At 37.8% G+C, this 22222-nt stretch carries 25 protein-coding genes and 3 pseudogenes; 23 read left to right on the forward strand and 5 right to left on the reverse strand.

What is annotated here, in order from left to right; all coding sequences use genetic code 11:
* Nucleotides 1-5: 5 nt before the first annotated feature.
* The gene (locus BN2425_RS04470; protein WP_042455516.1) at nt 6-353 is read left to right on the forward strand and encodes a hypothetical protein; all 348 of its coding nucleotides are present in this window, start codon (nt 6-8) and stop codon (nt 351-353) included.
* Between the two features lie 144 nt (nt 354-497).
* Here the strand turns inward: BN2425_RS04470 and BN2425_RS04475 are convergent, their stop codons facing one another.
* On the reverse strand, nt 498-1205 hold the full coding sequence (locus BN2425_RS04475; RefSeq protein WP_042455518.1) for a hypothetical protein: 708 nt from the start codon (nt 1203-1205) through the stop codon (nt 498-500).
* Nucleotides 1206-1408: 203 nt separating this feature from the next.
* Here BN2425_RS04475 and BN2425_RS04480 point away from each other — a divergent pair, with 203 nt between their 5' ends.
* A complete protein-coding gene (locus BN2425_RS04480) occupies nt 1409-2347 on the forward strand; it encodes a ring-cleaving dioxygenase (RefSeq protein WP_042455521.1) in 939 nt (312 codons plus the stop codon).
* A 221-nt stretch (nt 2348-2568) separates the two neighbouring features.
* On the opposite strand, the gene BN2425_RS04485 is transcribed toward BN2425_RS04480, so the two are convergent.
* Nucleotides 2569-3132 (reverse strand): CBO0543 family protein, encoded by a 564-nt coding sequence (locus BN2425_RS04485; protein ID WP_042455524.1) that lies wholly within the window; start codon nt 3130-3132, stop codon nt 2569-2571.
* Nucleotides 3133-3329: 197 nt separating this feature from the next.
* Here BN2425_RS04485 and BN2425_RS04490 point away from each other — a divergent pair, with 197 nt between their 5' ends.
* The 8 genes and pseudogenes from BN2425_RS04490 to BN2425_RS04525 all read left to right on the forward strand — a co-directional run bounded on the left by BN2425_RS04490 (nt 3330) and on the right by BN2425_RS04525 (nt 10394).
* A complete protein-coding gene (locus BN2425_RS04490) occupies nt 3330-4097 on the forward strand; it encodes an SDR family NAD(P)-dependent oxidoreductase (protein WP_042455527.1) in 768 nt (255 codons plus the stop codon).
* A gap of 92 nt (nt 4098-4189) precedes the next feature.
* Entirely contained in the window at nt 4190-4837 is a 648-nt protein-coding gene (locus tag BN2425_RS04495) for a GAF domain-containing protein (protein ID WP_042455529.1), read from the forward strand.
* A gap of 24 nt (nt 4838-4861) precedes the next feature.
* The gene (locus BN2425_RS04500) at nt 4862-5218 is read left to right on the forward strand and encodes a helix-turn-helix domain-containing protein (protein ID WP_042455532.1); all 357 of its coding nucleotides are present in this window, start codon (nt 4862-4864) and stop codon (nt 5216-5218) included.
* 177 nt (nt 5219-5395) lie between these two features.
* Nucleotides 5396-6397, forward strand: a pseudogene (locus BN2425_RS22220) (IS1595 family transposase).
* A gap of 108 nt (nt 6398-6505) precedes the next feature.
* Entirely contained in the window at nt 6506-7669 is a 1164-nt protein-coding gene (locus BN2425_RS04510; RefSeq protein WP_052352774.1) for a serine hydrolase domain-containing protein, read from the forward strand.
* Nucleotides 7670-8261: 592 nt separating this feature from the next.
* Complete coding sequence (locus BN2425_RS04515; protein WP_042455536.1) at nt 8262-8570, forward strand: hypothetical protein; 309 nt, start codon at nt 8262-8264, stop codon at nt 8568-8570.
* 550 nt (nt 8571-9120) lie between these two features.
* On the forward strand, nt 9121-9510 hold the full coding sequence (locus tag BN2425_RS04520) for a MerR family transcriptional regulator (protein ID WP_042455539.1): 390 nt from the start codon (nt 9121-9123) through the stop codon (nt 9508-9510).
* 71 nt (nt 9511-9581) lie between these two features.
* Complete coding sequence (locus BN2425_RS04525) at nt 9582-10394, forward strand: NAD(P)-dependent oxidoreductase (protein ID WP_074433008.1); 813 nt, start codon at nt 9582-9584, stop codon at nt 10392-10394.
* Nucleotides 10395-10748: 354 nt separating this feature from the next.
* Here the strand turns inward: BN2425_RS04525 and BN2425_RS04530 are convergent, their stop codons facing one another.
* The gene (locus BN2425_RS04530; RefSeq protein WP_042455542.1) at nt 10749-11105 is read right to left on the reverse strand and encodes a winged helix-turn-helix transcriptional regulator; all 357 of its coding nucleotides are present in this window, start codon (nt 11103-11105) and stop codon (nt 10749-10751) included.
* Nucleotides 11106-11273: 168 nt separating this feature from the next.
* On the opposite strand from BN2425_RS04530, the gene BN2425_RS04535 reads away from it, so the two are divergent.
* The 3 genes from BN2425_RS04535 (at nt 11274) to BN2425_RS04545 (ending at nt 14577) form a co-directional block, all read left to right on the forward strand.
* A complete protein-coding gene (locus BN2425_RS04535; RefSeq protein ID WP_042455544.1) occupies nt 11274-12020 on the forward strand; it encodes an SDR family NAD(P)-dependent oxidoreductase in 747 nt (248 codons plus the stop codon).
* A 503-nt stretch (nt 12021-12523) separates the two neighbouring features.
* Nucleotides 12524-13681, forward strand: a complete 1158-nt coding sequence (locus BN2425_RS04540; protein WP_052352775.1) for a sensor domain-containing protein — start codon at nt 12524-12526, stop codon at nt 13679-13681.
* Between the two features lie 59 nt (nt 13682-13740).
* On the forward strand, nt 13741-14577 hold the full coding sequence (locus BN2425_RS04545) for an EamA family transporter (RefSeq protein ID WP_042455547.1): 837 nt from the start codon (nt 13741-13743) through the stop codon (nt 14575-14577).
* A 137-nt stretch (nt 14578-14714) separates the two neighbouring features.
* Here the strand turns inward: BN2425_RS04545 and BN2425_RS04550 are convergent.
* A pseudogene (locus tag BN2425_RS04550) lies at nt 14715-15041 on the reverse strand (thioredoxin family protein).
* 290 nt (nt 15042-15331) lie between these two features.
* Here BN2425_RS04550 and BN2425_RS04555 point away from each other — a divergent pair.
* Entirely contained in the window at nt 15332-17275 is a 1944-nt protein-coding gene (locus tag BN2425_RS04555) for a CoA-disulfide reductase (protein WP_042455551.1), read from the forward strand.
* A 21-nt stretch (nt 17276-17296) separates the two neighbouring features.
* Here the strand turns inward: BN2425_RS04555 and BN2425_RS04560 are convergent, their stop codons facing one another.
* A complete protein-coding gene (locus tag BN2425_RS04560; protein WP_042455554.1) occupies nt 17297-17491 on the reverse strand; it encodes a hypothetical protein in 195 nt (64 codons plus the stop codon).
* A gap of 264 nt (nt 17492-17755) precedes the next feature.
* Between BN2425_RS04560 and BN2425_RS04565 the strand changes: the two genes are divergently transcribed.
* The 9 genes and pseudogenes from BN2425_RS04565 to BN2425_RS04605 all read left to right on the forward strand — a co-directional run bounded on the left by BN2425_RS04565 (nt 17756) and on the right by BN2425_RS04605 (nt 22189).
* Nucleotides 17756-18133 (forward strand): rhodanese-like domain-containing protein, encoded by a 378-nt coding sequence (locus BN2425_RS04565; RefSeq protein WP_042455557.1) that lies wholly within the window; start codon nt 17756-17758, stop codon nt 18131-18133.
* Between the two features lie 15 nt (nt 18134-18148).
* Complete coding sequence (locus tag BN2425_RS04570) at nt 18149-18412, forward strand: metal-sensitive transcriptional regulator (protein ID WP_042455559.1); 264 nt, start codon at nt 18149-18151, stop codon at nt 18410-18412.
* 82 nt (nt 18413-18494) lie between these two features.
* Nucleotides 18495-18722, forward strand: coding sequence for a sulfurtransferase TusA family protein (locus tag BN2425_RS04575; protein WP_042455562.1), 228 nt, complete (start codon nt 18495-18497; stop codon nt 18720-18722).
* Nucleotides 18723-18776: 54 nt separating this feature from the next.
* Entirely contained in the window at nt 18777-19256 is a 480-nt protein-coding gene (locus BN2425_RS04580; RefSeq protein WP_042455563.1) for a DsrE/DsrF/DrsH-like family protein, read from the forward strand.
* Between the two features lie 39 nt (nt 19257-19295).
* Entirely contained in the window at nt 19296-19658 is a 363-nt protein-coding gene (locus BN2425_RS04585) for a rhodanese-like domain-containing protein (RefSeq protein WP_042455566.1), read from the forward strand.
* Between the two features lie 23 nt (nt 19659-19681).
* Nucleotides 19682-19978: a rhodanese-like domain-containing protein gene (locus tag BN2425_RS04590; protein WP_042455568.1), complete on the forward strand. Its 297-nt coding sequence runs from the start codon at nt 19682-19684 to the stop codon at nt 19976-19978.
* 49 nt (nt 19979-20027) lie between these two features.
* Nucleotides 20028-20603, forward strand: a complete 576-nt coding sequence (locus BN2425_RS04595) for a sulfurtransferase TusA family protein (protein WP_042455570.1) — start codon at nt 20028-20030, stop codon at nt 20601-20603.
* A gap of 13 nt (nt 20604-20616) precedes the next feature.
* Nucleotides 20617-21012, forward strand: a complete 396-nt coding sequence (locus tag BN2425_RS04600; RefSeq protein WP_042455572.1) for a DsrE/DsrF/DrsH-like family protein — start codon at nt 20617-20619, stop codon at nt 21010-21012.
* Nucleotides 21013-21061: 49 nt separating this feature from the next.
* Nucleotides 21062-22189 (forward strand): annotated as a pseudogene (locus tag BN2425_RS04605) (MBL fold metallo-hydrolase).
* Nucleotides 22190-22222: the final 33 nt, after the last annotated feature.

Genomic DNA, 22222 nt, shown 5'->3' on the forward strand with positions numbered 1-22222 from the left:
TCGAAATGGATTCAACCAACAGCAGAGAACTATTATTGCAGCAAGGAAAGAATGTATTGGCTAGTATGAAGGATTTATTGAACGGCGCGAAGAAAAAAGGCAAGGCACGTGCTGACCTATATGAAAAGTTTTGCGCCAATTTGCATTCGTTTAATGTTTATACCTACATGGATCCTTCCATTGAACAGATGGGAGAAGTTCAAGCTATTATACAAAAATTAGAGGCATTCAGTGCTGTGTTTGCGGAGGTAAGTACAGACATCGAGGCAAGTATAGATGTAAAATCTATAGAACACACCTATCAAGACATTTTGAAAGAATTTAACCAGATTGAAAAATTCCTTGGATTGTAGGAAGTGAAAGATTCCTCGGATGAGTTAAATAGGGAAGGTCCCTAACGCCCGAACCGAGCTCAAAAGAGCAAATAAGGTAAATAGGAGCTTCACAAAGCTATAAATAAAAAAGAACAAGGCAGTTATGTAAGCTGCCTTATTCGTTCACAATGGATTGTCAGGAATAAACGTCTTGATTTCATCTCCCAGAATGGATGTATCCCAGGGATGCCAGAAAAAAGTACTGCCGTCAAACTGAAGATCATACTTATAGGCAATTGGTCTGTCCGTATAAAAAACCATCTCGTAATAGAGAGGATCACCCTGGCTCGTATCCGGCTGAAAATTGGGGCTTTCTTGGCTGTCCTTTAATAGTTGAAGTAATTTTTGCCGTTCTTCCTGTTGATTGAATTCTGCTATTTTTTGAGTTCCTTCATCGGTATAAAGGTGATAAAATTCAATCCTGGTCACTTCATTGCTTGGCATGTCTTTATAATGCCATTGGTACTCCATATCATCGTTAGAATAATACACTCGATATCCATTTAAATCCGAAGAAGATTTTACTGCGAGTAAATTTGGATAGCCATTAATGGAGTAAATCTCTGTCCCCTTGGGGTGAAAGGCCGCGTCTCCGTCTTTCGTTTTATAGCTGGGATTGTTTACATTGTCTGCAACTTTGAATTTAACAGTCCCTACTTTTTCCCCGATATATTTTTCATCGGATAACACACCGTCATAAATTCCTAGATATTCTTTCCCATCCCATTTTAAAAAGTCAACCCAATCAATAATTGTATGACTGCCAAAAGGTGTGGAACGGCAGGCTGTTAGGAAAAATACCCCAATCACAAATAGCACCAGTCTCTTCAATCTAAACACCCCTTTACTCAATAGACGAAACGAACCACTATTTATTTCACTTTAAAGATAGCTATATTTTACCATTAAATATGTTCAGGTTGACTATAAATAAAAATAGAGATAAAATTATCTTGAATTAGAGAATTATCATTTCGAAATAAATATCCATGAAAATAGGACAAAATAGGTTTAACAAAGTAGGAGGGGATACCATGAGTAAGAAAACACTGGGCATTCACCATATCACAGCCATTGTTGGACATCCACAAGAAAATGTGGACTTTTACGCTGGCGTATTAGGGTTGAGATTGGTCAAAACAACTGTCAATTTTGACGATCCAGCAACCTATCACTTTTATTTCGGCAACGAAGAAGGCAAACCAGGGACGATTATCACCTTTTTTCCATGGCCTGATGCCTATAGAGGTGTTTTGGGAGATGGTCAGGTCGGTGTGACCACCTATGTTATTCCTAAAGGCTCACTAGATTTTTGGGAAAAGCGGATGGAAAAGTTCCAAATCCCTTTCACGAAAGCAGAGCGTTTTGGTGAACAGTATATCAAATTTGATGATCCTCACGGCTTACATTTGGAATTGGTTGAACGCGAGGAAGGAGAGGAAAATACCTGGGCTTTTAGCGGAGTGACTCCTGAAGTTGCCATTAAAGGTTTTGGTGGAGCTGTACTGTTATCGAGTCATCCGGAGAAAACAAGGAATCTGTTGGAAAAATTAATGGGTTGGGAGTTTGTTGGAAAAGAAGGGGACTTTGCTCGCTACAGGTCTGCCGGAGATATTGGCAATACCATAGATGTAAAATTAACACCTATTGGCCGGGGAAAGATGGGTGTCGGCACCGTTCACCATATTGCCATGCGTGCTGATCATGATGAAGATCAGTTAGAATGGAAACGGTATTTGGAAGCAAATGGTTATGGTGTTACACCAGTACGTGACAGAAATTATTTTAATTCGGTTTACTTTAGAGAGCACGGGGAAATTTTATTTGAAATTGCCACCGACCCTCCAGGTTTCGCGATTGATGAAACGAAAGAACATCTAGGTGAAAAATTAATGCTCCCTGAGCAATTTGAGCCGCATCGTGACCAAATTGAACGCATATTGCTTCCGTTTCAAGTTAGGGAGTTAAACTAAAAAACATGGGGGACGGCCCTTGTGCTTCAAAAAATGAAGCACATGGATTCCGTCCCCCTGTTTCATTTGATAGGACTTGATGGGATTTTAACCCATAAGATGCTCATGTCGTACAGGAGAGTACGATATGGCTGCTCTGCACATTGAGCTACAAGTCCTGTTATTAGTATAGAAAAAAATGGACGATTTATTCTAGGTGTCCTAAATAAATTTTTTATTGCTCATCCGGGCTGGTATGTTTTTGCGTATGTATCTCGGTTTGTTAACCAATGACAAAACATATAGATGAGCGCATAAATAGGAACAGAATAGTAGTATTCCCAGCCGGTCAACACGTAGAAACCGGACAATGAGAAGATCGGTTCACCAACGAAACTGGTTAACAAGCCGTGAAACACGGCTTTTTTCCATGGTGCAATACGAGGTTTTGTTTGAATGAGAAACATAATAGAAACAGGCAGCATACAAAAATTAAACGGCAGCCAGGCAGGGAAAGACGGTGTCAATTTTCCTGTATAGTACCATAATCCGAGTGCGGTACCCGTATAATCCAAACATACTGAAATTAAGATGGCAAATATACCAGCATACAATAGACGTTGGGTACTGTCCTTTTTGCGATAAAAGATCCAAAATATCCATGATCCAATGGATAACACGAAGGCAATCCACCAATCCCAATGAAAAACGGTCTCCTCCAGCCATAACCGTCCAAAATCTTGGTGAAGTTCATGAAACCTGTCAAATAGTGCTCCAACCTGGTCGATTTTCTCTTCCTTATTCATCAGACACCCCATACTGCAAATGATTCAAATCTGCCGATAGTTTTCACATTGACTAGTCATGTTATTCTAAAAAACATTTTCACCAAACGTTCATCAAATCTATGAAAAATAATCAAATCAAGTGAAAACGCCAAGCAAAAAATAACTTATAATAAGGTAAATACTATCATTTTGTTGAAAAAGCGAGGGAGCCAGCGATGAAACACGTCGTCATTACAGGGAGTACCAGAGGAATTGGTTACGGACTGGCGCAAGAATTTTTAAAAGCAGGATGTAAGGTAACGATCAATGGGAGAAATGATGCAAGTGTCGAGCATGCCATACATACACTTGAAGAATCATATAAAGATTCAGTTTGTGGATTTGCAGGTACTGCAGAAGATCGAAATTCAATGGAAAGGCTTTGGAATCTGGCGGAAAATCATTTCGGGAAAATTGATATTTGGATTAACAATGCTGGTATTGACCAAGTGAAAAAGTACTTTTGGGAAATGGATGCATCAGATTATGAACAGGTCCTGCGAACGAATCTATTAGGAGTCATGAATGGAAGCCATGTAGCGTTTCAACACATGTTAAAACAAGGAGAGGGCCAAATTTATAATATGGAGGGATTCGGCAGCAATGGCATGATGCGGGAAAAGATGACCATCTATGGAACCTCCAAAAGTGCGATTACCTATTTTACCCGTTCATTGGCGATAGAAGCAAAGGATACAAATATAAAAATGGGAACTCTAAGCCCCGGTATGGTAGCAACCGATTTTTTAAAGAAGTCACTGGACGAACACAACCAAAAAATCTACAACATTTTAGGTGACAAGGTCGAGCCGGTAACGCGATTCCTTGTGGCCCAAATTCTTAACAATCGGAAGAACGGTGCCAGAATCCAATGGTTGACCAATCCCAAAGTCATGTGGCGTTTTACTAAATCCCTTTTTGTTAAAAGAGATATCTTTCGTTAAATACTGTTCTACGTGTCTCTTACATGCATGTATAGATAGGGAGGCTTTCGGTAAACTATTAAAGGCAGTATTTAACAAACAAGGAGGAGCCAATGGATTTAGACTCTAGACTGGTTTATTCTTTAAAAAAATATAATGCAAATAAGAAAATCAGGGAGATGCTTTCTTCCATTAATCCTTTATTGGTAAAAAAAGAAACCAATATCCGGGTTCACCTGGAGGCGCTTATCAATCGTTATATTACTCAAGAAGAGTTTAAAGTAATTGAAACGAAGATGAAACTGGGTGAATTATGTTTGGATTTGGAAAACCATATACCTGATAGCTTTGTGACAATACTATTTTATTGTCCGGAGGAAAACAAAATTTATCATGGTGCCGGACCACAATTTCCTGTAGAATTTTTTGACTTTTTTAATGAAATTAATAAATTGAATGCTTTTAACAGCCAATGCGGTTCTTGTGGTTCAGCAGTCCATCAACGCAAAGTCGTAATTACCGATATTTTAACCGATCCGCTATGGGGACCATTTCGTGAGCATTTTATTCATCATGGTTTTCAAACTGGCTGGTCTATCCCTTTTTACCGAGATCAAGAAGTCATTGGAACCTTTGCGATTTATCATCAATTTCAAAAGACGGTTAGTAAAGAGGAGATTCAGCTGGTTCAACAAAAGGTTTCTGAATATCAAGATGCTATTTATTATATGTCTGAACGGTTTCTGGCAAAAGAGGCGTAATGATCGTAAAGGATGGGCATGAGAATGTTTGGTGAACGACTAAAAAAATTGAGACTAGAACATGGGCTAACGATGGAGGAGGCTGGAAGGAGACTAGGGATTAAAAAGTCCACTTATGCGTCTTATGAATCGGAATACAGGCAGCCTCCCTTAGAGAAATTGAAAGGAATCTCAAAATTATTTGGCGTTTCCGTTGATTATATTTTGGGACTTACAGATGAACGGAATATCCAGGAAACCTTACAGTATAAATTGATGGATGCATACAAAAAAGGTTTTCATTGGGATGGACAGGATATTCCTGAAGATGTTCTGCAATTAATCAGTCAAGTGTTAGAAGAACTTTCACAAAAACAATGGCAGCGTTACAAGGAAAGTTAGAATGGTTTAATACCGGACGCAAGAGAGTCTCTAATTTATGTTGGAGACTTTTTTGTTTTTAGCTCTGTTAATCGTTTATGTTGATATTCGGTAAAAAGAACATTTGTTCTATAATAAGCTTATGAGAACATATATGGGGCGGGGTTCGGAATGGCACTTAAGGACATTATTTAAGAGATCCAACAACTTAACGATGCAGATCAATTGCGGTTAAAAGACTTTTTCATAAAATCAATCGTCTCTTTTTCCACAAGCGGTCCCATCTTTAAAGAAATATCCGAACAGAAACATAAAGATGGCTACACCTGCACCCATTGCCATTCCACAACTGCTGTCCGCTTCGGAAAATATCGAATCAAAGCGGGAGCGAAAGTGATTGAACGCCAGCGGTACCGTTGTAAGGACTGCGGGAAGACATTTACGGATGTAACCAATACCCCGTTAAAAGGATCTCACCTTCCCCATAAATGGTTGGATTTTATCCATTGTATGATTGAAGGGTATTCTTTACGAAAGGCATCAGAGCTAATCGGCGTTCATAACGTCACCCTGTTCTACTGGAGGCACAAAGTTTTATCCGCCTTGAAGCAGATGGAGATTGACCATTTTTCAGGTATCGTCGAAATGGACGAGACCTATTTCCTGTACTCAGAAAAAGGGAAACGGAAGATAACTGGCCGCAAAGCCCGCAAACGTGGCGGTGCATCCAGATTCCGTGGCATCAGTAAGGAACAGGTCTGTGTATTGGTTGCGAGGGACCGCCAAAAACAAACCTACTCAAAAGTATTGGGACAGGGCCGCATTGTTAAATCGAAACTTGACCAAGCAATTGGTTCCAAGGTATCTGTTACAGATGCCTGGAGAGCTTTCAAAGCCTATGCGAAAGAAAAAGGGATTGAACATTACCCGTTTAAATCCGATGGTAAGGAACGGGTTAAAGGGCTTTATCATATCCAAAATGTCAATAACTATCACAGCTGTTTATAGGGCTGGATGAATCGATTCAATGGTGTGGCGACCAAGTACCTCGACCATTATTTGAGCTGGTTTCTGTTTCTGGATACGATCCGCTTCCGAAACGATTCTACAACTGTTAGTAAGATGATTGTCGAAAGCTGCTTATATCCGACTGTGGCGACTTATGGTAAATTGAGGTTATCTACGTTCAAAGTTTCATAAGCCTTGTTCAACTATCGGGACAGGTTTGTTGAAGAAGGATAAATAGAAAACGATAGAGAATTTATAAAGGAAACACGATTCTTCATATTTGTTTTTGGGGGGAAATTGATGGAAAATAATAAATATCTATTGAATGAAAAAAATTACATTCCTACATATTTTTCATATATGGTAAGAAATAAGTTTACAGTAGCATACAATGACTATCATTTCTTTTCAACAAAGAAACTCCCATTAGATAATAATCCATATTCTTTTAAAGAATCGCCAAATAAACTGGAATTTTCAACCCTTGAATACTTACATAAAGGAAAAAAAAGAATTGCTGACTTTAAACAGTTTATGGAGAATACAGGAACTACTGCATTACTTATTATTAAAAATGATACTATTTTTTATGAAGGTTATTTTAATGGACATAAAAGAAATACTCCTCAAAAGCTGTTCTCCATTACAAAATCATTTATTTCTACTCTTGTTGGAATAGCTATTGATAGTGGTTATATAAAAAGTGTAGATGATTTCGTTTCTTCGTATATACCCGAAATAAAACTAAGAAATATTAGAATCAAACATCTCCTTCAGATGGATGCAGGGATAAAGTTCAAGGAAGGTCATTTTCCGTGGAGAGATGAAGCAAAAGTTTACTTGTATCCGAATGCAAGGGAATTGGCACTGACCGTTGTAGAAGATACGAATGATACATTTTTTCATTATAATGATTATCATTTGTTAATACTAGGGCTTATTCTTGAAAGGACAACAGATAAAAGTGTAACAGACTTTTTTTATGAGAAGATATGGAGTCAGTTAGGAATGGAATTTCCAGGCTTTATGATATTAGACAGTGAAAAGCATTCATTTGAAAAGATTGAGAGTGGGCTAGTAATGACTGCAATAGATCTAGCTAAGTTCGGTAGTTTATATTTGAATAATGGGGAATGGAAGGGCAAACAGATTATTAGTAATGAATGGATTGAGGAATCAGTTAGTCCAAATAATGTGCCCACTAATGTTCAGCATTTCCGCTATTATCAAAACCAACCTTGGGGAAAGATGTGGTTTAATCAAAATAAAGCATATTATAAATATTTATGGTGGGGACATCTAAATAACAACACGAATAATGACTATTTTGCGTTAGGGGCATTAGGTCAAGTTCTATACGTTAGCCCAGAAAACAATACAATTGCTATTCGTCTTGGAAGAAAGTGGGGAGTTATGGACTGGTGGCCTACAATCTTATATAAATTAATAAATTCTTCAACCTGATTACATCGTGCATTTAATTAAATCCTTGTTGAATAGAAGATTGTGAAGGAGTGTACTTATGCTAACGGGTGCTTTTGCCTAAGATAATGATCGTTGCGGCGGTCATTTTTTTGTTATTGACTAAAGGGGCAGTTTATATAAGAAGGAATGGTATTATTAAGTTGGATTGTTTATTGGTCATCTTGGTGGAGGTATTTGAATCCCTTTAACGACTTATGTATTAAAATATTTAACACAAAATAAAAAATGGAGTAAAGTTTTATGGGCAAAAAGTCTTGATTTGTGCAATTATTGCTGCAATTCTTTCCGTTGTTATTCGTACCATACTTCGTGCCAATGGCATTCACAATCTTCTTAGCGAGAATACAACTGGTCAAGCATTTATATATTTGGTCAGTTATTCACTGATTTTCTTTGTTTTAAAAGAGAACCTAAAAGATAAGATTTACGGATTGGTAAAATCCTGTTTAACTAAGGGATTGTAAGAGTTTATGAACAGTTACTGCTTCCGCAGTTTATTCCTGAGACCGAGAAAATTGCAGTAGAGCTTTGGGGAGGCACAAAACAGGAGCCTAAAATTGTTGGGTATGAAGTGCTGGAGCGTAAGGAAGCATTAGAAGAAATTGATAATAGTAAAGTATTAGGTGGAAAAGGTGATGAAAAAGAGGTAAATATGGCATTAACCAATATTCGTGCAAATGTACCATTTTTACATGAAATCACTTCGAAAGAATTAAAGCCGTCTTTTGTTCAGCTGGATAACGATGGTCAACATTACTCAGTGTTAATTCACTACGCACTTCTTGACGATACTGTTGAGAATTCAAAGGTTATTTTCTTCCATCAGTATGAAAAAGGTTTTACAAGCACCTACGAACGAGGGGATTTCTATCATTTTTGAAGTATCTAGCCAGAATTACACGCCAAATGAAGTTAAGACGTTTATTGAGTCATTATCCCTTACATCAAAATAACATTGGAAGTTGTTAAACCAGCGTTTCTGTAATAAGCAGGAACGCTTTTTCACTAACGAAGCAGGTTAGTGTAAGAAGGAAGATTTATAATAAACAAGAATATAACTAATAACAAATTGATTGGAGGAAATCTATGTGTTTTTTTGAAATAAAGTTGCGATATTTTGAAGAAAGTCACGATGTTTTAAAGAAAGTTGTGAAGCATTTTCCCTTTAGATATGGATTATCTGAAGGGGTATTCTTATAGTGAGAGGAAAAGTGTTTCTGAACCAAAAGGTGTATTAGAGAATTGTTGAGTAACAATAGAGTTGTTCAGCAATCGGTCCATATAATTGAACAACACTTGGTAGTCAAATTGGATATTTATGTTAAAGTTATTAGAGATCTTGAAGGATGCAACAAGCGCATGGTTTTGACAATGGCTTGCTGAAATGATACTATAAACATAACGTTAACGTAACGTTTGGGGGATGAGCGATGAATGGACGCATGCGGATAGGTGAATTGACGGAACGAGCCGGAGTTACTCCGCGCACCGTTCGATATTATGAAAGCATTGGATTGATCCCTCCAGGAGAGCGTGAAGGTCAAGGGCAGCACTATTACACAGAGGAGACGCTCGCACGCCTAAGGAAAATTGACCAGTTAAAGAAGCTTAGACTTGGACTTGATGAAATTCGGGACGTTATCGATCTCTATTTCATTGATCCTAGTGGCGTACAGGCTAAACAGAAAGTGCTCGTTGTTCTGCGCCAACATCTCGCTGAAGTAGATCAGAAGATCAGAGGATACCAGCAATTTCGTGCTGAGTTAGAGGATCATATTGAACGTTTTGAGCGCTGGTTAGAAGAAAAAAAACCTCGATAGGTTTTTTTTTACCCAAAACATAACGTTAACGTAATGTTTTTAAACCAACTGATTCAGGAGGATTGATGCAAATGAGTGAAATGATCGGATTTATTGGACTTGGTAATTTGGGTCTCCCTGTGGCGTCCAATCTTTTAAACGCTGGGTATGCTCTCCGGGTGTATAACCGGACTGCAAGCAAAGCGGAACCACTGGTTGCTGAGGGGGCGCAACAGGTGAACCGACCGACTGACACCGTGACAACCGGTGGAATTGTTGTGACTCTTTTGTGGGATGATGGGGCTCTGGAAAGCATTGTGACAAGTCCGGGATTTTTAGGACAACTGGGACCAGATGGGATCCATATTTCTATGAGTACAGTGATGCCAGAAACAGCAAAGAAACTTGCAGCTATGCACGCACAACATGGCAGTGCCTACGTTGAGGCTCCCATTTTTGGGAGACCTGAAGCAGCGGCTGCCAAAAAGCTTTGGATTCCTTTTGCAGGGTCGCAGCAAGCTAAGAAACGAGTCCAACCCCTTCTAAAAGCGATGGGAGGTCAGGGTATCTTCGATTTTGGGGAGGAGGTCGGATCGGCAACGCTTGTCAAGCTCTTGGGAAACTTCCTGCTTACTTCTGCTTCATATTCTCTGAGGGAAGCACTTACGATAGCTGAGAAAAACGGTGTCGATCCAAAAGCCGTCGTCGACATGCTGACACAAACGTTGTTTCCAGCTCCGATTTATCAAAGCATTGGAAATAGGATTGCCGAGAAAAAAGAGGCAAATCAGAGTGAGATACCACTGAAGGATGTTGGTCTTTTGAAAAAGACAGCACAACAGGTGGAGTCACCTACACCGATCTCAAGTCTTTTACATGATCTGTTAAGAACTGATATGGAATAAAGTTTGATCGAACTTCAAAAAAACGTTGTGCCGTTAAAGGGCGCGATTGTTGAACAACTTAGATAGGAAATGATCAAACTTTTTTATAAAAATTGAACAATACTTCACAAAGAAAGAGCCCATTTTGATCAATTTTTTTTTCAAAATAGGTTCTTCTTATTTATCATAAAATACGGGTTTGTGAGGTATTTTTGATCAAACTTTCTTTCAAATCAACACGTTTTTAACTACATTAAGGAAGCTTTAATGGTCTTAAAGAATCAGTCGAGGCCATCTACTTCGATTTAAAATGGCCAAATCTTAGTACAACAATAAAATACCTTACATATAAGGTGTTATAAGTTGGTTTCCTCATTAAGAAGCCTCTTCTGGTTGTACAATTTCATATTCACCTTCTGCATACTCTTGCTCCGCATAATGGCCTCCCCATTGACAGAGCTCCTGCAAGATAGGTTTAAGAGATTCTCCAAGTTCAGTGGATGAATATTCAACCTTCGGCGGTACTTGATTATACATCTTTCTGCTCACAAGTCCACTGGCTTCAAGCTCTCTAAGTGTTTGAATCAGCATTTTCTGAGTTATATTTGGGATAATGCGCTTTAATTCACTCGTTCTCTTTGGTCCATTCATTAAAAAGTATAATACAAGGCCTTTCCATTTTCCGCCAATAACTTCCTTTGTCACTTCAAACCCACAGCTAAATTTTTTCATGTCTAAAGCTCTCCATTCCACATTTATTACTTTTTAGTTACTATATCACAAAAAAGTGGGTACTTCCGATAATGTGCTTACTGAAGGATACTATATCTTGTAAGTTGTTCTTCAAGTACTTAAAGGTACTAGACATAAAATAAAATTGATTCTAAAGGAGTGTTAAGTATGGGTAAATTTGAAGGTAAAATAGCGCTTGTAACGGGTGGAACAAGTGGGATTGGTCTTGCTACAGCACAAAAATTTGTAAACGAAGGTGCATATGTTTATATCACGGGACGCAGACAAAACGAACTTGATAAAGCTGTTAACCAAATTGGCAAGAACGTAACCGGTGTTCAAGGTGATATTTCTAAGCTTGAAGACTTAGACAAACTATATGACATTATAAAGCAGGAAAAAGGTAAGTTGGACATTCTTTTTGCTAATGCAGGCACCGGCAACTTCCTTCCATTAGGTGAAATTACTGAAGAGCAGGTTGATAGAACGTTCGACATTAACGTTAAAGGAACCATCTTTACTGTTCAAAAAGCGTTATCACTATTCCCGAACAAAGTAGGTTCTATTATTGTAACAGGCTCTACTGCTGGATCAATTGGCAACCCAGCGTTTAGTGTATATGGAGCATCTAAAGCAGCATTAAGAGCACTAGTTCGCAACTGGATTCTTGACCTTAAAGGAACTGAAATCCGTGTAAATGTGGTTAGTCCAGGAGCTATTCTTACACCTGCCTACGATGAGCTTTTTGGTGATGCCCTTGAAGAAGTATTGGAAAATAGCAGAAACACTCTTCCAGCTGGAAAAGTTGGGACACCTGAAGAAGTAGCAAACGTTGTATCTTTCCTTGCTTCAGACGAAAGCAGTTACTTGACGGGTGCTGAATTATTCGTAGATGGCGGGCTAGCACAGGTTTAATTTCACTGCGCAGAGATTACAAATAGTCCCGAAAAAAGGTTAATGGGGATTTGCTTGAAGAAGTCGTATAAAAAAGTCGTTTTCCTTAAAGGACAGGGAATTCGACTTTTTTATGTTTGAATTTGATTAACGTTGTAAATTCGCATTTTCCTGGGGCTACCACTAAATGACCTGTAAAAAAGATTACTTTGTGAATAAATGTACTTAAAGTAACGGGGTGCTAATCTTCAATAAGGCTTTAAAACAAGGACCCCAAAGCGGGTCCTTGTTTTTATAATCATTTATCAACAATATTATTTAACATAGCTTTGTTTTTAAAAGAGAAACTATCCTTCTGTCTCAATTCTGGGCTCGCCAACTGGCGAGTTTTCTTTATATCTTAACGGCTAATTTCTGTCTACTTAACGCATACTATCATAAAAGTTTACTTTCCGTGACCCTGACATTATGGGGGAGCTTCTTTTTTTCATAAGCGAATGAATCTTTTTGAAAAGAGGATCGTTATGAGTACTCCGATTGACCGTGTTTTTCGTACCATGTTAGAGGATTCAATGGCCGGTTCCTATATCTGGCAGGATAACAAGTTTGTTTACGTTAATCCAAGACTGGCTGAAATGCTGGGCTATGAGCCAAAGGAAATTTGTGGGCAGGAGAATATTTTGAACCGGATAATCGCCCCTGATGAACTAGAAAAAATACGCAAAAAAGCGGCAAGGACTTTGACTGATGAACAAGGGGAAGATACTTTCCAAGTACAAATTAACAACAAACAAGGTTATAAACTTGTGCTTGATATTTATTCCAAAGGGACAACTTTTCAAAACAGCCCCGCCATTGTTGGCATTGTGATTGATATGACCAAACAGAATAACCTTTATTGTCAAAAGGTAGAACGGAATATGGAGACCGAATTATTAAAAGCATTGGAACGACAAGAATTTTTTCTGCATTTTCAGCCGAAAATCGACGGACATTCGGGGGTGATGGTGGGAACAGAGGCATTGCTGCGGTGGAGAAGCCCATCTTTGGGCTTGGTATCCCCTGGTGATTTTATCTCCTGTGCCGAGGACCTTGGATTGATTGTTCCCATTGGGGAATGGGTACTAAAAGAGGCCTGCAGGCAAAATAAGCAATGGCAGAGGCAGGGGTTGCGCCCCATTTGTGTAGCAGTTAACGTATCTGCTCATCAAATTTATCGAAGCAATCTCGTAGAAACCATCCAGCGGGTTCTAAAACAAACCGGATTAGAAGCAAAATGGCTGGAGATTGAAATAACAGAAGGGACCCTTATAAAAGATGGGCAAAGTGTCATCGAGACTCTAAAAGCGATCAAGGATTTGGGAGTTCAAATCAGTATTGATGATTTTGGTACAGGATACAGTTCTCTTAGTTATCTTAAACGGCTTCCCATCCATTCTTTGAAAATTGACCGATCTTTTATTAAAGACATTGACAAAAATCAGGATAATCAAAAAATTACAGAAGCCATCATTCAGCTAGCACATAGTTTAAACATGAAGACTGTTTGTGAAGGCGTAGAAACCAATAGTGAATTTCAAACGATAAAGACCCTGCAAACGGATGAAATACAGGGCTATTATATTAGTAAACCAATTTCAGTTGAGGATCATATTCCATTTTTTTCGAAAAAAATATTGTGAAATAATTGAGTTGTATTAGAATATAGGAGGATGATAAATGGAAAGAAAGAAGGAGCAACATGTGGGTCGCAGCTGCTTTTGTAACGATGCTTTGTTTTGGTGTAAATAATATTGTTTTTAAATGGAGTACAGGGAAAGGTTTTTCTAAAGTACATATTCAGTTTTTCTTTTATCTTGCCGCTTTTCTGCTTTCAATCAGTTATGGCATGATGGTTGGAATTGCGCGATTTAGCATGGTGTCTGTTTTACTTGGGGCGATGATTGGAATTCTTAATGCGAACGGAAATATCCAGATGTCCAAAGCGTTTGAAAATGGTCCGGCCAGTCTTACCTCGCCGCTGATTGGCATGAACACTATTATTCCGATTTTAAGTGCGGCGTTGATATTTCACGAACATATTTCGTTAATCCAGTGGGTGGGCATCATGTTAATGCTTGGCTCGGCGGTGATGATTCAATATTCGCCTTCCGTTGCGGCGAATACTCATTACTTGCCCTGGCTAACGAGAATTCTATTGGCGATCTTTTCGTTTGGTATCCTTGGAATTCTTATGAAAACATCTTCTTATTTAAATATCAATTCGTTAAACACCTTAATTTCCATGTATGGCGGCGGCACAGTGTACCTCGCAATCAATAGTTTCGTAAAGAGAGAAAAATGGCTCGGTTACGAAGCTAAAACCGGGGTGATGGTTGGCTTAATTAGCGTGATCGGCTACGCTAGCTACTTTTTTGCTTTAAATACGGGTACGGCCAGTATTGTTTTTCCAATTGTAAGCTTAAATTGTTTAGTCGTCGTGTTAGGCGGTTGCTGGCTATTTAAGGAAAAGTTAAAAACTTATCAAATGATAGGCGTATTATCGGCTTTACTAGGGATATTATTTACAAAGATATAGTATAACAGCTTTTCTGTTGAAGGATTTTAGCTTAAAGGAGACACTTGAATCTAAAGGATTTGTGTCTCCTTTTTTACGTTTAAAGACTCCGCAAGGTACACCTTAATCGTGCCACGGTACCAATAAAAGGCCCTTTTTTATTCTACCACCGCTTCATAGATTCTTTTTATATTCTTCTCTAAGACATCAGTGTGGACGATCCGAGCTTCTCTCAATACTTCTTTACCTTCCACAAACAGTAGAAGGACTGGAACAGTAAAGATTTGAAAATGCCCAGCTATCTCTGGAATCTCTTCAGCATCAATCAAACCCATTTTAATTTGTCTGAACTGGCTCAAAATTCCCTCAACCTGAGGAAGTAATGCGTGGCAGACACTTCACGTCTGATTTAATACATAAATAAAACTTAACTGGTTTTGGTTAATAAACTGGTTAACTTCTTCTAGTGAATGCAATTCTTTCATTTTGACAACTCCAATCCATCTGCAATCATATATCGGTTCTTACCGATATAAAGCTTACAATCAAATGTAATTATAACTTATAGTTTATGGCAGTTCTTAACTTTCAATTTTGAGAGATTCTCCTGCTCAAAGTTCTGGGGTTCTACCATCATTGTGAAGATAATGTGACAGTCCTTACCAAGGACTTTACATTTCTTTCTCATCTTATACAATACCCGTATAGGTATAAACCTATTGGGGTATATCTAATTGGACTCTAAACTTAGTCAACAAATATGGAGGGAATATATATGACACATAAGGTGGTAATCGTTGGTGGAGTTGCAGGAGGAGCCACTGCTGCGGCTAGATTAAGAAGAATTAGTGAGGAAGTAGAAATCGTTCTCGTTGAACGAGGAGAACATATTTCGTTTGCAAATTGCGGATTACCCTATTACATTGGTGAAACCATTAAGGACAGAAGTAAGCTATTAGTACAAACTGTAAAAGGAATGTCAGAACGTTTTCATCTTGATATTCGCAATTTAAGTGAAGTATTGAGCATTAATCCTGAGAACAAAAAAGTCATCATCAAGAATTTACAAAATAGTGAAGTTTACGAAGAATCCTATGATAAGTTATTACTATCACCAGGTGCAAGACCAATTGTACCACCAATCCCAGGCTTAAATGAAAACAAGACCCTATTTACTTTAAGGAATATTCCCGATACCGACAAAATCAAGAATCATGTTGATGTTAAGAATCCTCAAAAGGCAGTTGTTATTGGCGGCGGGTTTATTGGCATCGAAATGGCTGAAAACTTAGTAGATAGAGGGATCGACGTTACCATTATTGAAATGGCTAATCAAATTATGGCTTCCATTGATGTTGAAATGGCCAGTATATTACACACTCATCTAAAAGAGAAAGGCGTGAAGCTAATCTTAGAAAATGGGGTTCAGTCCTTCGCTGACCAAGGTAAGAAGGTTATCCTTTCTGATGGAACAGAAATCGAAACCGATATGACCATTCTTGCAATCGGAGTCAAACCCGAAAATGAGTTAGCCAAGACAGCTGGTTTAAAGTTAGGTGAGCGTGGAGGAATTGTTGTTAATGAATATCTTCAAACATCTAATGAAGATATTTATGCTGTTGGGGACGCGGTAGAGGTTGTTGATTATATTAGTGGTACCAAGGCCATGATTCCTCTTGCAGGACCAGCTAACCGCCAAGGACGCATTGCGGCTAATAATATGATGGGCAAAAAAGAGAGATATCAAGGAACTTTAGGTACTTCTATTGCGAAGGTTTTTGATTTAACGGTTGCGGCAACCGGCAACAATGAGAAAATATTGAAACGTTTAGGCATCTCCTATGAAGTCGTTCATATTCATCCAAGCTCTCATGCAGGGTATTATCCTGGCGCAGCACCGATTGCATTAAAATTAATTTTTGATAAAGAAACAGGAAAGATTTATGGCGCACAAGCGGTTGGAGCAGATGGGGTTGATAAGCGCATTGATGTGATTGCTACTGCCATTAAAGGTGAATTAACGGTTGAAGATTTAACAAATCTTGAATTGTCATACGCACCACCCTATTCTTCAGCAAAAGATCCGGTTAATATGGCTGGATATGTGGCTTCTAATCTCATGGATGGCGAATTGGAAATGATTCAGTGGCATGAAGTTGACGATATCGTTGCAGATGGAGCACTATTACTGGACGTTCGTGAACCTATGGAGCGTGAATTTGGATTTATTAAAGGATCTATTAACATACCGTTAAATGATTTAAGAACCAGATTAGAAGAACTTCCAAAAGATAAAACCATTTATGTCAGCTGCCAAGTCGGATTGAGAGGATATTTAGCAAGCCGGATTCTAAAAAACAATGGATATACTGTAAAAAATGTTGATGGAGGCTGGAAAACCTATTCGTCGGTATACGGAAGCAATATAAATAATAACGTTGAAACGAAAACAAATGATCATGGCGAAGCAGTTCTACAAAGTATCAATGAAATAAAAGTGGATACAGTGGTGGATGTAACGGGATTACCCTGTCCTATGCCAATTATAAAGCTTAAAAAAGGGATTGATTCCTTAGAAAGTGGACAAGTAATTGAGCTCCATGTAACGGACCGGGGAGCCTTAAATGATCTTCCAGCATGGTCAAAAACTGCAGGCCACACCCTTTTAAAAACAGAACAAGATGAAAAAATTATTAAATTTTGGATTGCAAAAAAATAAGGTTAAAAACAAAGGTAGCAATCATCGGCTACCTTCTATTTTAGATACTGCATAACTTTCAATATATGTTTCAAAAGCTGGATGAAATTCTTTTTGATAATGATTTTCTGGACATGTTTTTATGACAACTGAACTTAATACATTGGAGTTTTTGGTCTCTAATATTGTATTGCATATAGGACAATGTTCAATTAAAAGTTTTTTTAAAAAATGCATATCCAGCCTCCTATTCCGTTATTTCTTATGGATATACTAAGAATTATAAATCTTTTTCGTAACTTTTCCATAGTTATGATTATATTTATTGTATGGAGGTTAAAAAGTATTGGTGAATATTCAATCATTGGTTCTACCAATGGGGAAACCCATACAGTTCAGACATTTTGTCTATTCAAAAAGAATACAGTTGACTTCATACCCTAATGGGTATACTATATATCTAGTCAATACTGTTCCCTTCGCAGTTGAAGGAGGTTTTAGATGACATTTCTAATTGGATGTACAGTAGTTATACTATATTTATCGTATAAAAGATATTTTCCGGTGTTTGGTGTCCAATATATTCAATTTAATGAACTTGATCTTGATAAAATAAAGATTATCGATGTAAGAGATTATAATGAATCTTTCAAAGACCCAATCGAAGGTGCAATAAATTTACCGATTGCTTACCTGAAAAGAAATCATAATGAAATACCAGATCGTGATTTACATTTAGTTGTATCCAGTTTACTAGAAAAAAATATTGCCATCCGTTTTTTTAGGAAAAAGGGATATAAGGTGCTCGGATATACGATTATGAAGCCAAACAAGTTAATGCATAAGGAAAATAAATTTAAAATAGAAATGAATAGTTAAAGGAGGCAAGAAAATATGGATTATAATGAACAAGTGAAAAATAGAGTCAAACGTATTGAAGGTCAGTTAAGAGGAATTCTTAGGATGATGGAAGAAGACAAGGATTGCAAAGAAGTCATCACCCAATTATCCGCTGCAAGAACTGCTATTGATCGGACAATTGGTGTGGTAGTAAGTTCTAACTTAGTGGAGTGCGTTCAAAAAGCAAACGATACTGGAGATAAAAGCATGGAAGAATTAGTACAAGAAGCTGTTAATTTGCTAGTAAAGAGTCGATAAAAAAGGGTTGACGCCCTCTTTTATTTTCAATATTATTATACCCATAGGGGTAAAGGTAAATAATGTCGAGGAGGAACAAACAATGAATATCGTGAAAGTATTAGATGCAAAAGGTTTAGCCTGTCCAATGCCAATTGTAAAAACAAAAAAGGCAATAAATGAATTGGTATCTGGTGAAGTTTTAGAAATTCATACAACAGATAAAGGAGCCAAAAATGATCTGACTGCCTGGGCAAAATCAGGAGGACATGAATTATTAAAATTTGAAGAAGAAAATGGAATTTTAAAGTTTTGGATTCAAAAAGGATAATTTTTTTTAAAAAGTATAATACCCCAATAGGTATAAAACAGAGGAGGTTACCGCATGACAGAACAGAAAAAAACAACGATCGTTTTATTTAGTGGAGATTATGATAAAGCAATGGCAGCCTATATCATTGCCAATGGTGCAGCAGCTTATGACCATGAAGTAACCATTTTTCATACGTTTTGGGGATTAAATGCCCTGCGTAAAGAGGAAAATGTTCCAGTGAAAAAGGGCTTTATGGAGAAAATGTTTGGAAAAATGATGCCAAGAGGCGCGGATAAAATGGGTCTTTCCAAAATGAACTTTGCCGGTTTCGGTCCTAAAATGATTAAGGATATTATGAAAAAACATAACGCGATGCCACTTCCGCAATTAATCGAATTGGCTCAAGAACAAGAAGTAAAACTAGTAGCGTGTACCATGACAATGGACTTGTTAGGTCTTAAACAAGAAGAGCTATTAGAAAACATTGATTACGCAGGAGTAGCTGCTTATTTAGCTGATGCCGAGGAAGGTAATGTCAATCTGTTTATTTAAAACAAATGGATGTTCCCATTATAAAAAGGAGGTTATCGAATGGATTATATATATTATCTTGTTTTAGCCCTATTTTTACTTTTTATGTTGAAGAGAATCCTACCAGCAAAAGGTGTTAACCAGATCTCGACAACAGCATTAAAAGCCGAATTAAATGATAAAAACAAACAATATGTTGATGTCCGTACACCTGGTGAGTTTAAAGGAAACCATATTAGAGGTTTTAAAAATATCCCTCTTCAACAACTTGCCCAAAAAGCGGAGAAAGAACTTTCGAAAGAAAAAGAAGTAATTGTGATTTGTCAAAGTGGGATGAGAAGTGGGCAGGCTAGTAAGATTCTTAAAAAATTGGGGTTTTCAAATGTAACTAATGTAAAGGGCGGTATGAATGCTTGGTCTTGAACAATTTGAAGGAGGACAAAAAAATGAAAAGAACCACAGCAAAAGAGGTTGAAACATTATTAAATGAAGGAAAGAAATTAAATATCATCGATGTACGTGAAGTGGATGAGGTTGCTGCTGGAAAAATCCCAGGTGCCGTTAATATTCCCTTAGGGTTAGTTGAGTTTCGCATGCATGAATTAGATAAATCCAAAGAGTATATCATTGTATGCCGTTCAGGAGGCAGAAGCGGTCGTGCTGCGCAATTTCTTGAAAGTTACGGATATAATGTCATCAACATGGATGGTGGAATGCTTACTTGGGAAGGTAAAGTGGAATAAATTTTTTTATGAAAAATAATACCCTTGTAGGTATTAGGAGGATGTTCAATTGGAAAACTTGAAAGCAAACGTGATTTTAGATGCAAAAGGATTAGCATGCCCAATGCCTATTGTTAAAACAAAAAAAGCAATGAATTCCCTGGAGGCAGGACAAGTGCTAGAAGTTCAAGCCACAGATAAAGGATCCAAGGCGGACATGAAAGCATGGGCTGAAAGTACTGGCCATCACTATTTGGGGACGATTGAAGAAGGCGAAGTATTAAAGCATTATCTTCGCAAATCTTCTAAAGACGAAGCTTCTGAAAAGAAACATCCAAATGTTATCAATAATGAAGAACTTGAGAAAAAAATGGAAGCAAATGAGAACATTGTGATTATTGATGTTAGAGAAGCTGCGGAATATGCTTTTAACCATATTCCAAATGCACTCTCTATTCCATTAGGTGAACTGAAAGAAAGAATAAATGAACTAAATAAACAGGTTGAAACTTTTGTAGTTTGCCGCACAGGAAACCGCAGCGATTTAGCTGCACAGAAATTAGCAGCTCACGGTTTTGCAAACGTTATTAATGTTGTACCAGGAATGAGCGGTTGGATTGGTAAAACAACAGGGATCAATAAATAAGGAGGAATAAGTAATGACTAAAAGAGTAGCAATTATCGCAAGTAATGGTGGATTATTTGATGCATACAAAGTATTTAATATCGCAACAGCTGCAGCGGCAACTGATCAAGAGGTAGATATATTCTTCACATTTGAAGGATTGAACTTAATCCATAAAGAAGCCAACAAACAGCTTCCCATGCCAGAGGGAAAAGAGCATTTTGCGGATGGTTTTGCAAAAGCAAATGTACCTTCCATATCGGAATTAGCTGCAATTGCCCAAGAAATGGGAGTTAAATTTATCGGATGTCAAATGACCATGGATGTCATGGGACTAGAAAAAGAAGACTTTGTTGATGGAATTGAAGTAGGCGGCGCTGTCACCTTTTTAGAGTTCGCCAAAGATGCGGATGTTACCTTAACTTTTTAATTAGCCTATTTTTTTTATCATTATAAATACCATAGGGGGTAAAGGGGAAATGACTGTTAACGTAATGACTTCAAAAGAAGTTACGAAAAAAGTATTTAATAAAGAAAAGCTATTTGTTCTAGATGTCCGAAATGAAAGTGATTTTAACGATTGGAAAATCGAAGGAGAAAACTTTGAGTATTTAAATGTTCCTTATTTTGAATTGCTTGATGGTGTAGAAGAAATCATTGGAAAAATCCCTACCGATAAAGAGGTTCTTGTGGTTTGTGCTAAGGAAGGTTCATCTGTCATGGTGGCAGATATGCTTTCCGAAGCAGGTTTGACCGTTTCATATCTTAAAGGTGGTATGAAAGCATGGAGTGAACATTTAGAACCGGTTAAAGTGGGCGACCTGCAGGATGGCGGCGAAGTTTATCAATTTGTTCGTATTGGTAAGGGATGCCTATCTTACATGGTGGTGTCAAACGGTGAAGCAGCACTGATTGATGCAACTCGTATGACCGAGATCTATCTTGATTTTGCCGAAAGTATTGGCGCAAAAATCACAAACGTATTTGATACGCACCTTCATGCAGATCATATTTCCGGTGGACGTACAATTGCTGAAAAAACGGGTGCCACTTAATGGCTGCCACCTAAAGATGCAACAGAAGTAACCTTTGTTTACCAACCATTAGAAGACGGCAATGACATAAAAATCGGAAACACCACTATTAACATTCATGCATTATATTCTCCTGGACACACGATCGGCTCTACTTCCCTTATGGTAGATGAAAAGTTCTTGCTTTCAGGTGATATTTTATTCATAGATTCAATAGGAAGACCAGACCTTGCCGGTAAGGCAGAAGACTGGGTAGCTGATTTAAGGGAAACTCTGTATAAGCGTTATAAAGAATTATCAGAAGAACTGATTGTGCTTCCAGCCCACTTTATGATGATTGATGAGTTAAATGATAATGGCAGTGTAGCTGAAAAGTTAGGAATATTATTTGCGAAGAATCATGGTTTAAATATTGAAGACGAAAATGAATTCAGTAAAATGGTAACGGAAAACTTACCACCACAACCGAATGCCTATCAAGAAATTCGTCAAACCAATATGGGGAAAATCGACCCAGACATTGAACAACAACAGGAAATGGAAATCGGACCAAACCGTTGTGCGGTTCGTTAAATTTTGGATTAAAATGGGGAACCAGTACAGGTT

It is taken from the genome of Neobacillus dielmonensis, from assembly GCF_000612665.1.
GTDB lineage: Bacteria > Bacillota > Bacilli > Bacillales > Cytobacillaceae > Neobacillus > Neobacillus dielmonensis.

Coding starts and splice junctions, on each gene's coding strand:
- BN2425_RS04470 (WP_042455516.1), top strand. CDS start 6: ATGGATTCAACCAACAGCAGAGAACTATTATTGCAGCAAGGAAAGAAT.
- BN2425_RS04480 (WP_042455521.1), top strand. CDS start 1,409: ATGAGTAAGAAAACACTGGGCATTCACCATATCACAGCCATTGTTGGA.
- BN2425_RS04485 (WP_042455524.1), bottom strand. CDS start 3,132: ATGAATAAGGAAGAGAAAATCGACCAGGTTGGAGCACTATTTGACAGG.
- BN2425_RS04490 (WP_042455527.1), top strand. CDS start 3,330: ATGAAACACGTCGTCATTACAGGGAGTACCAGAGGAATTGGTTACGGA.
- BN2425_RS04495 (WP_042455529.1), top strand. CDS start 4,190: ATGGATTTAGACTCTAGACTGGTTTATTCTTTAAAAAAATATAATGCA.
- BN2425_RS04500 (WP_042455532.1), top strand. CDS start 4,862: ATGTTTGGTGAACGACTAAAAAAATTGAGACTAGAACATGGGCTAACG.
- BN2425_RS04510 (WP_052352774.1), top strand. CDS start 6,506: ATGGAAAATAATAAATATCTATTGAATGAAAAAAATTACATTCCTACA.
- BN2425_RS04520 (WP_042455539.1), top strand. CDS start 9,121: ATGAATGGACGCATGCGGATAGGTGAATTGACGGAACGAGCCGGAGTT.
- BN2425_RS04525 (WP_074433008.1), top strand. CDS start 9,582: ATGAGTGAAATGATCGGATTTATTGGACTTGGTAATTTGGGTCTCCCT.
- BN2425_RS04530 (WP_042455542.1), bottom strand. CDS start 11,105: ATGAAAAAATTTAGCTGTGGGTTTGAAGTGACAAAGGAAGTTATTGGC.
- BN2425_RS04535 (WP_042455544.1), top strand. CDS start 11,274: ATGGGTAAATTTGAAGGTAAAATAGCGCTTGTAACGGGTGGAACAAGT.
- BN2425_RS04540 (WP_052352775.1), top strand. CDS start 12,524: ATGAGTACTCCGATTGACCGTGTTTTTCGTACCATGTTAGAGGATTCA.
- BN2425_RS04545 (WP_042455547.1), top strand. CDS start 13,741: ATGTGGGTCGCAGCTGCTTTTGTAACGATGCTTTGTTTTGGTGTAAAT.
- BN2425_RS04555 (WP_042455551.1), top strand. CDS start 15,332: ATGACACATAAGGTGGTAATCGTTGGTGGAGTTGCAGGAGGAGCCACT.
- BN2425_RS04560 (WP_042455554.1), bottom strand. CDS start 17,491: ATGCATTTTTTAAAAAAACTTTTAATTGAACATTGTCCTATATGCAAT.
- BN2425_RS04565 (WP_042455557.1), top strand. CDS start 17,756: ATGACATTTCTAATTGGATGTACAGTAGTTATACTATATTTATCGTAT.
- BN2425_RS04570 (WP_042455559.1), top strand. CDS start 18,149: ATGGATTATAATGAACAAGTGAAAAATAGAGTCAAACGTATTGAAGGT.
- BN2425_RS04575 (WP_042455562.1), top strand. CDS start 18,495: ATGAATATCGTGAAAGTATTAGATGCAAAAGGTTTAGCCTGTCCAATG.
- BN2425_RS04580 (WP_042455563.1), top strand. CDS start 18,777: ATGACAGAACAGAAAAAAACAACGATCGTTTTATTTAGTGGAGATTAT.
- BN2425_RS04585 (WP_042455566.1), top strand. CDS start 19,296: ATGGATTATATATATTATCTTGTTTTAGCCCTATTTTTACTTTTTATG.
- BN2425_RS04590 (WP_042455568.1), top strand. CDS start 19,682: ATGAAAAGAACCACAGCAAAAGAGGTTGAAACATTATTAAATGAAGGA.
- BN2425_RS04600 (WP_042455572.1), top strand. CDS start 20,617: ATGACTAAAAGAGTAGCAATTATCGCAAGTAATGGTGGATTATTTGAT.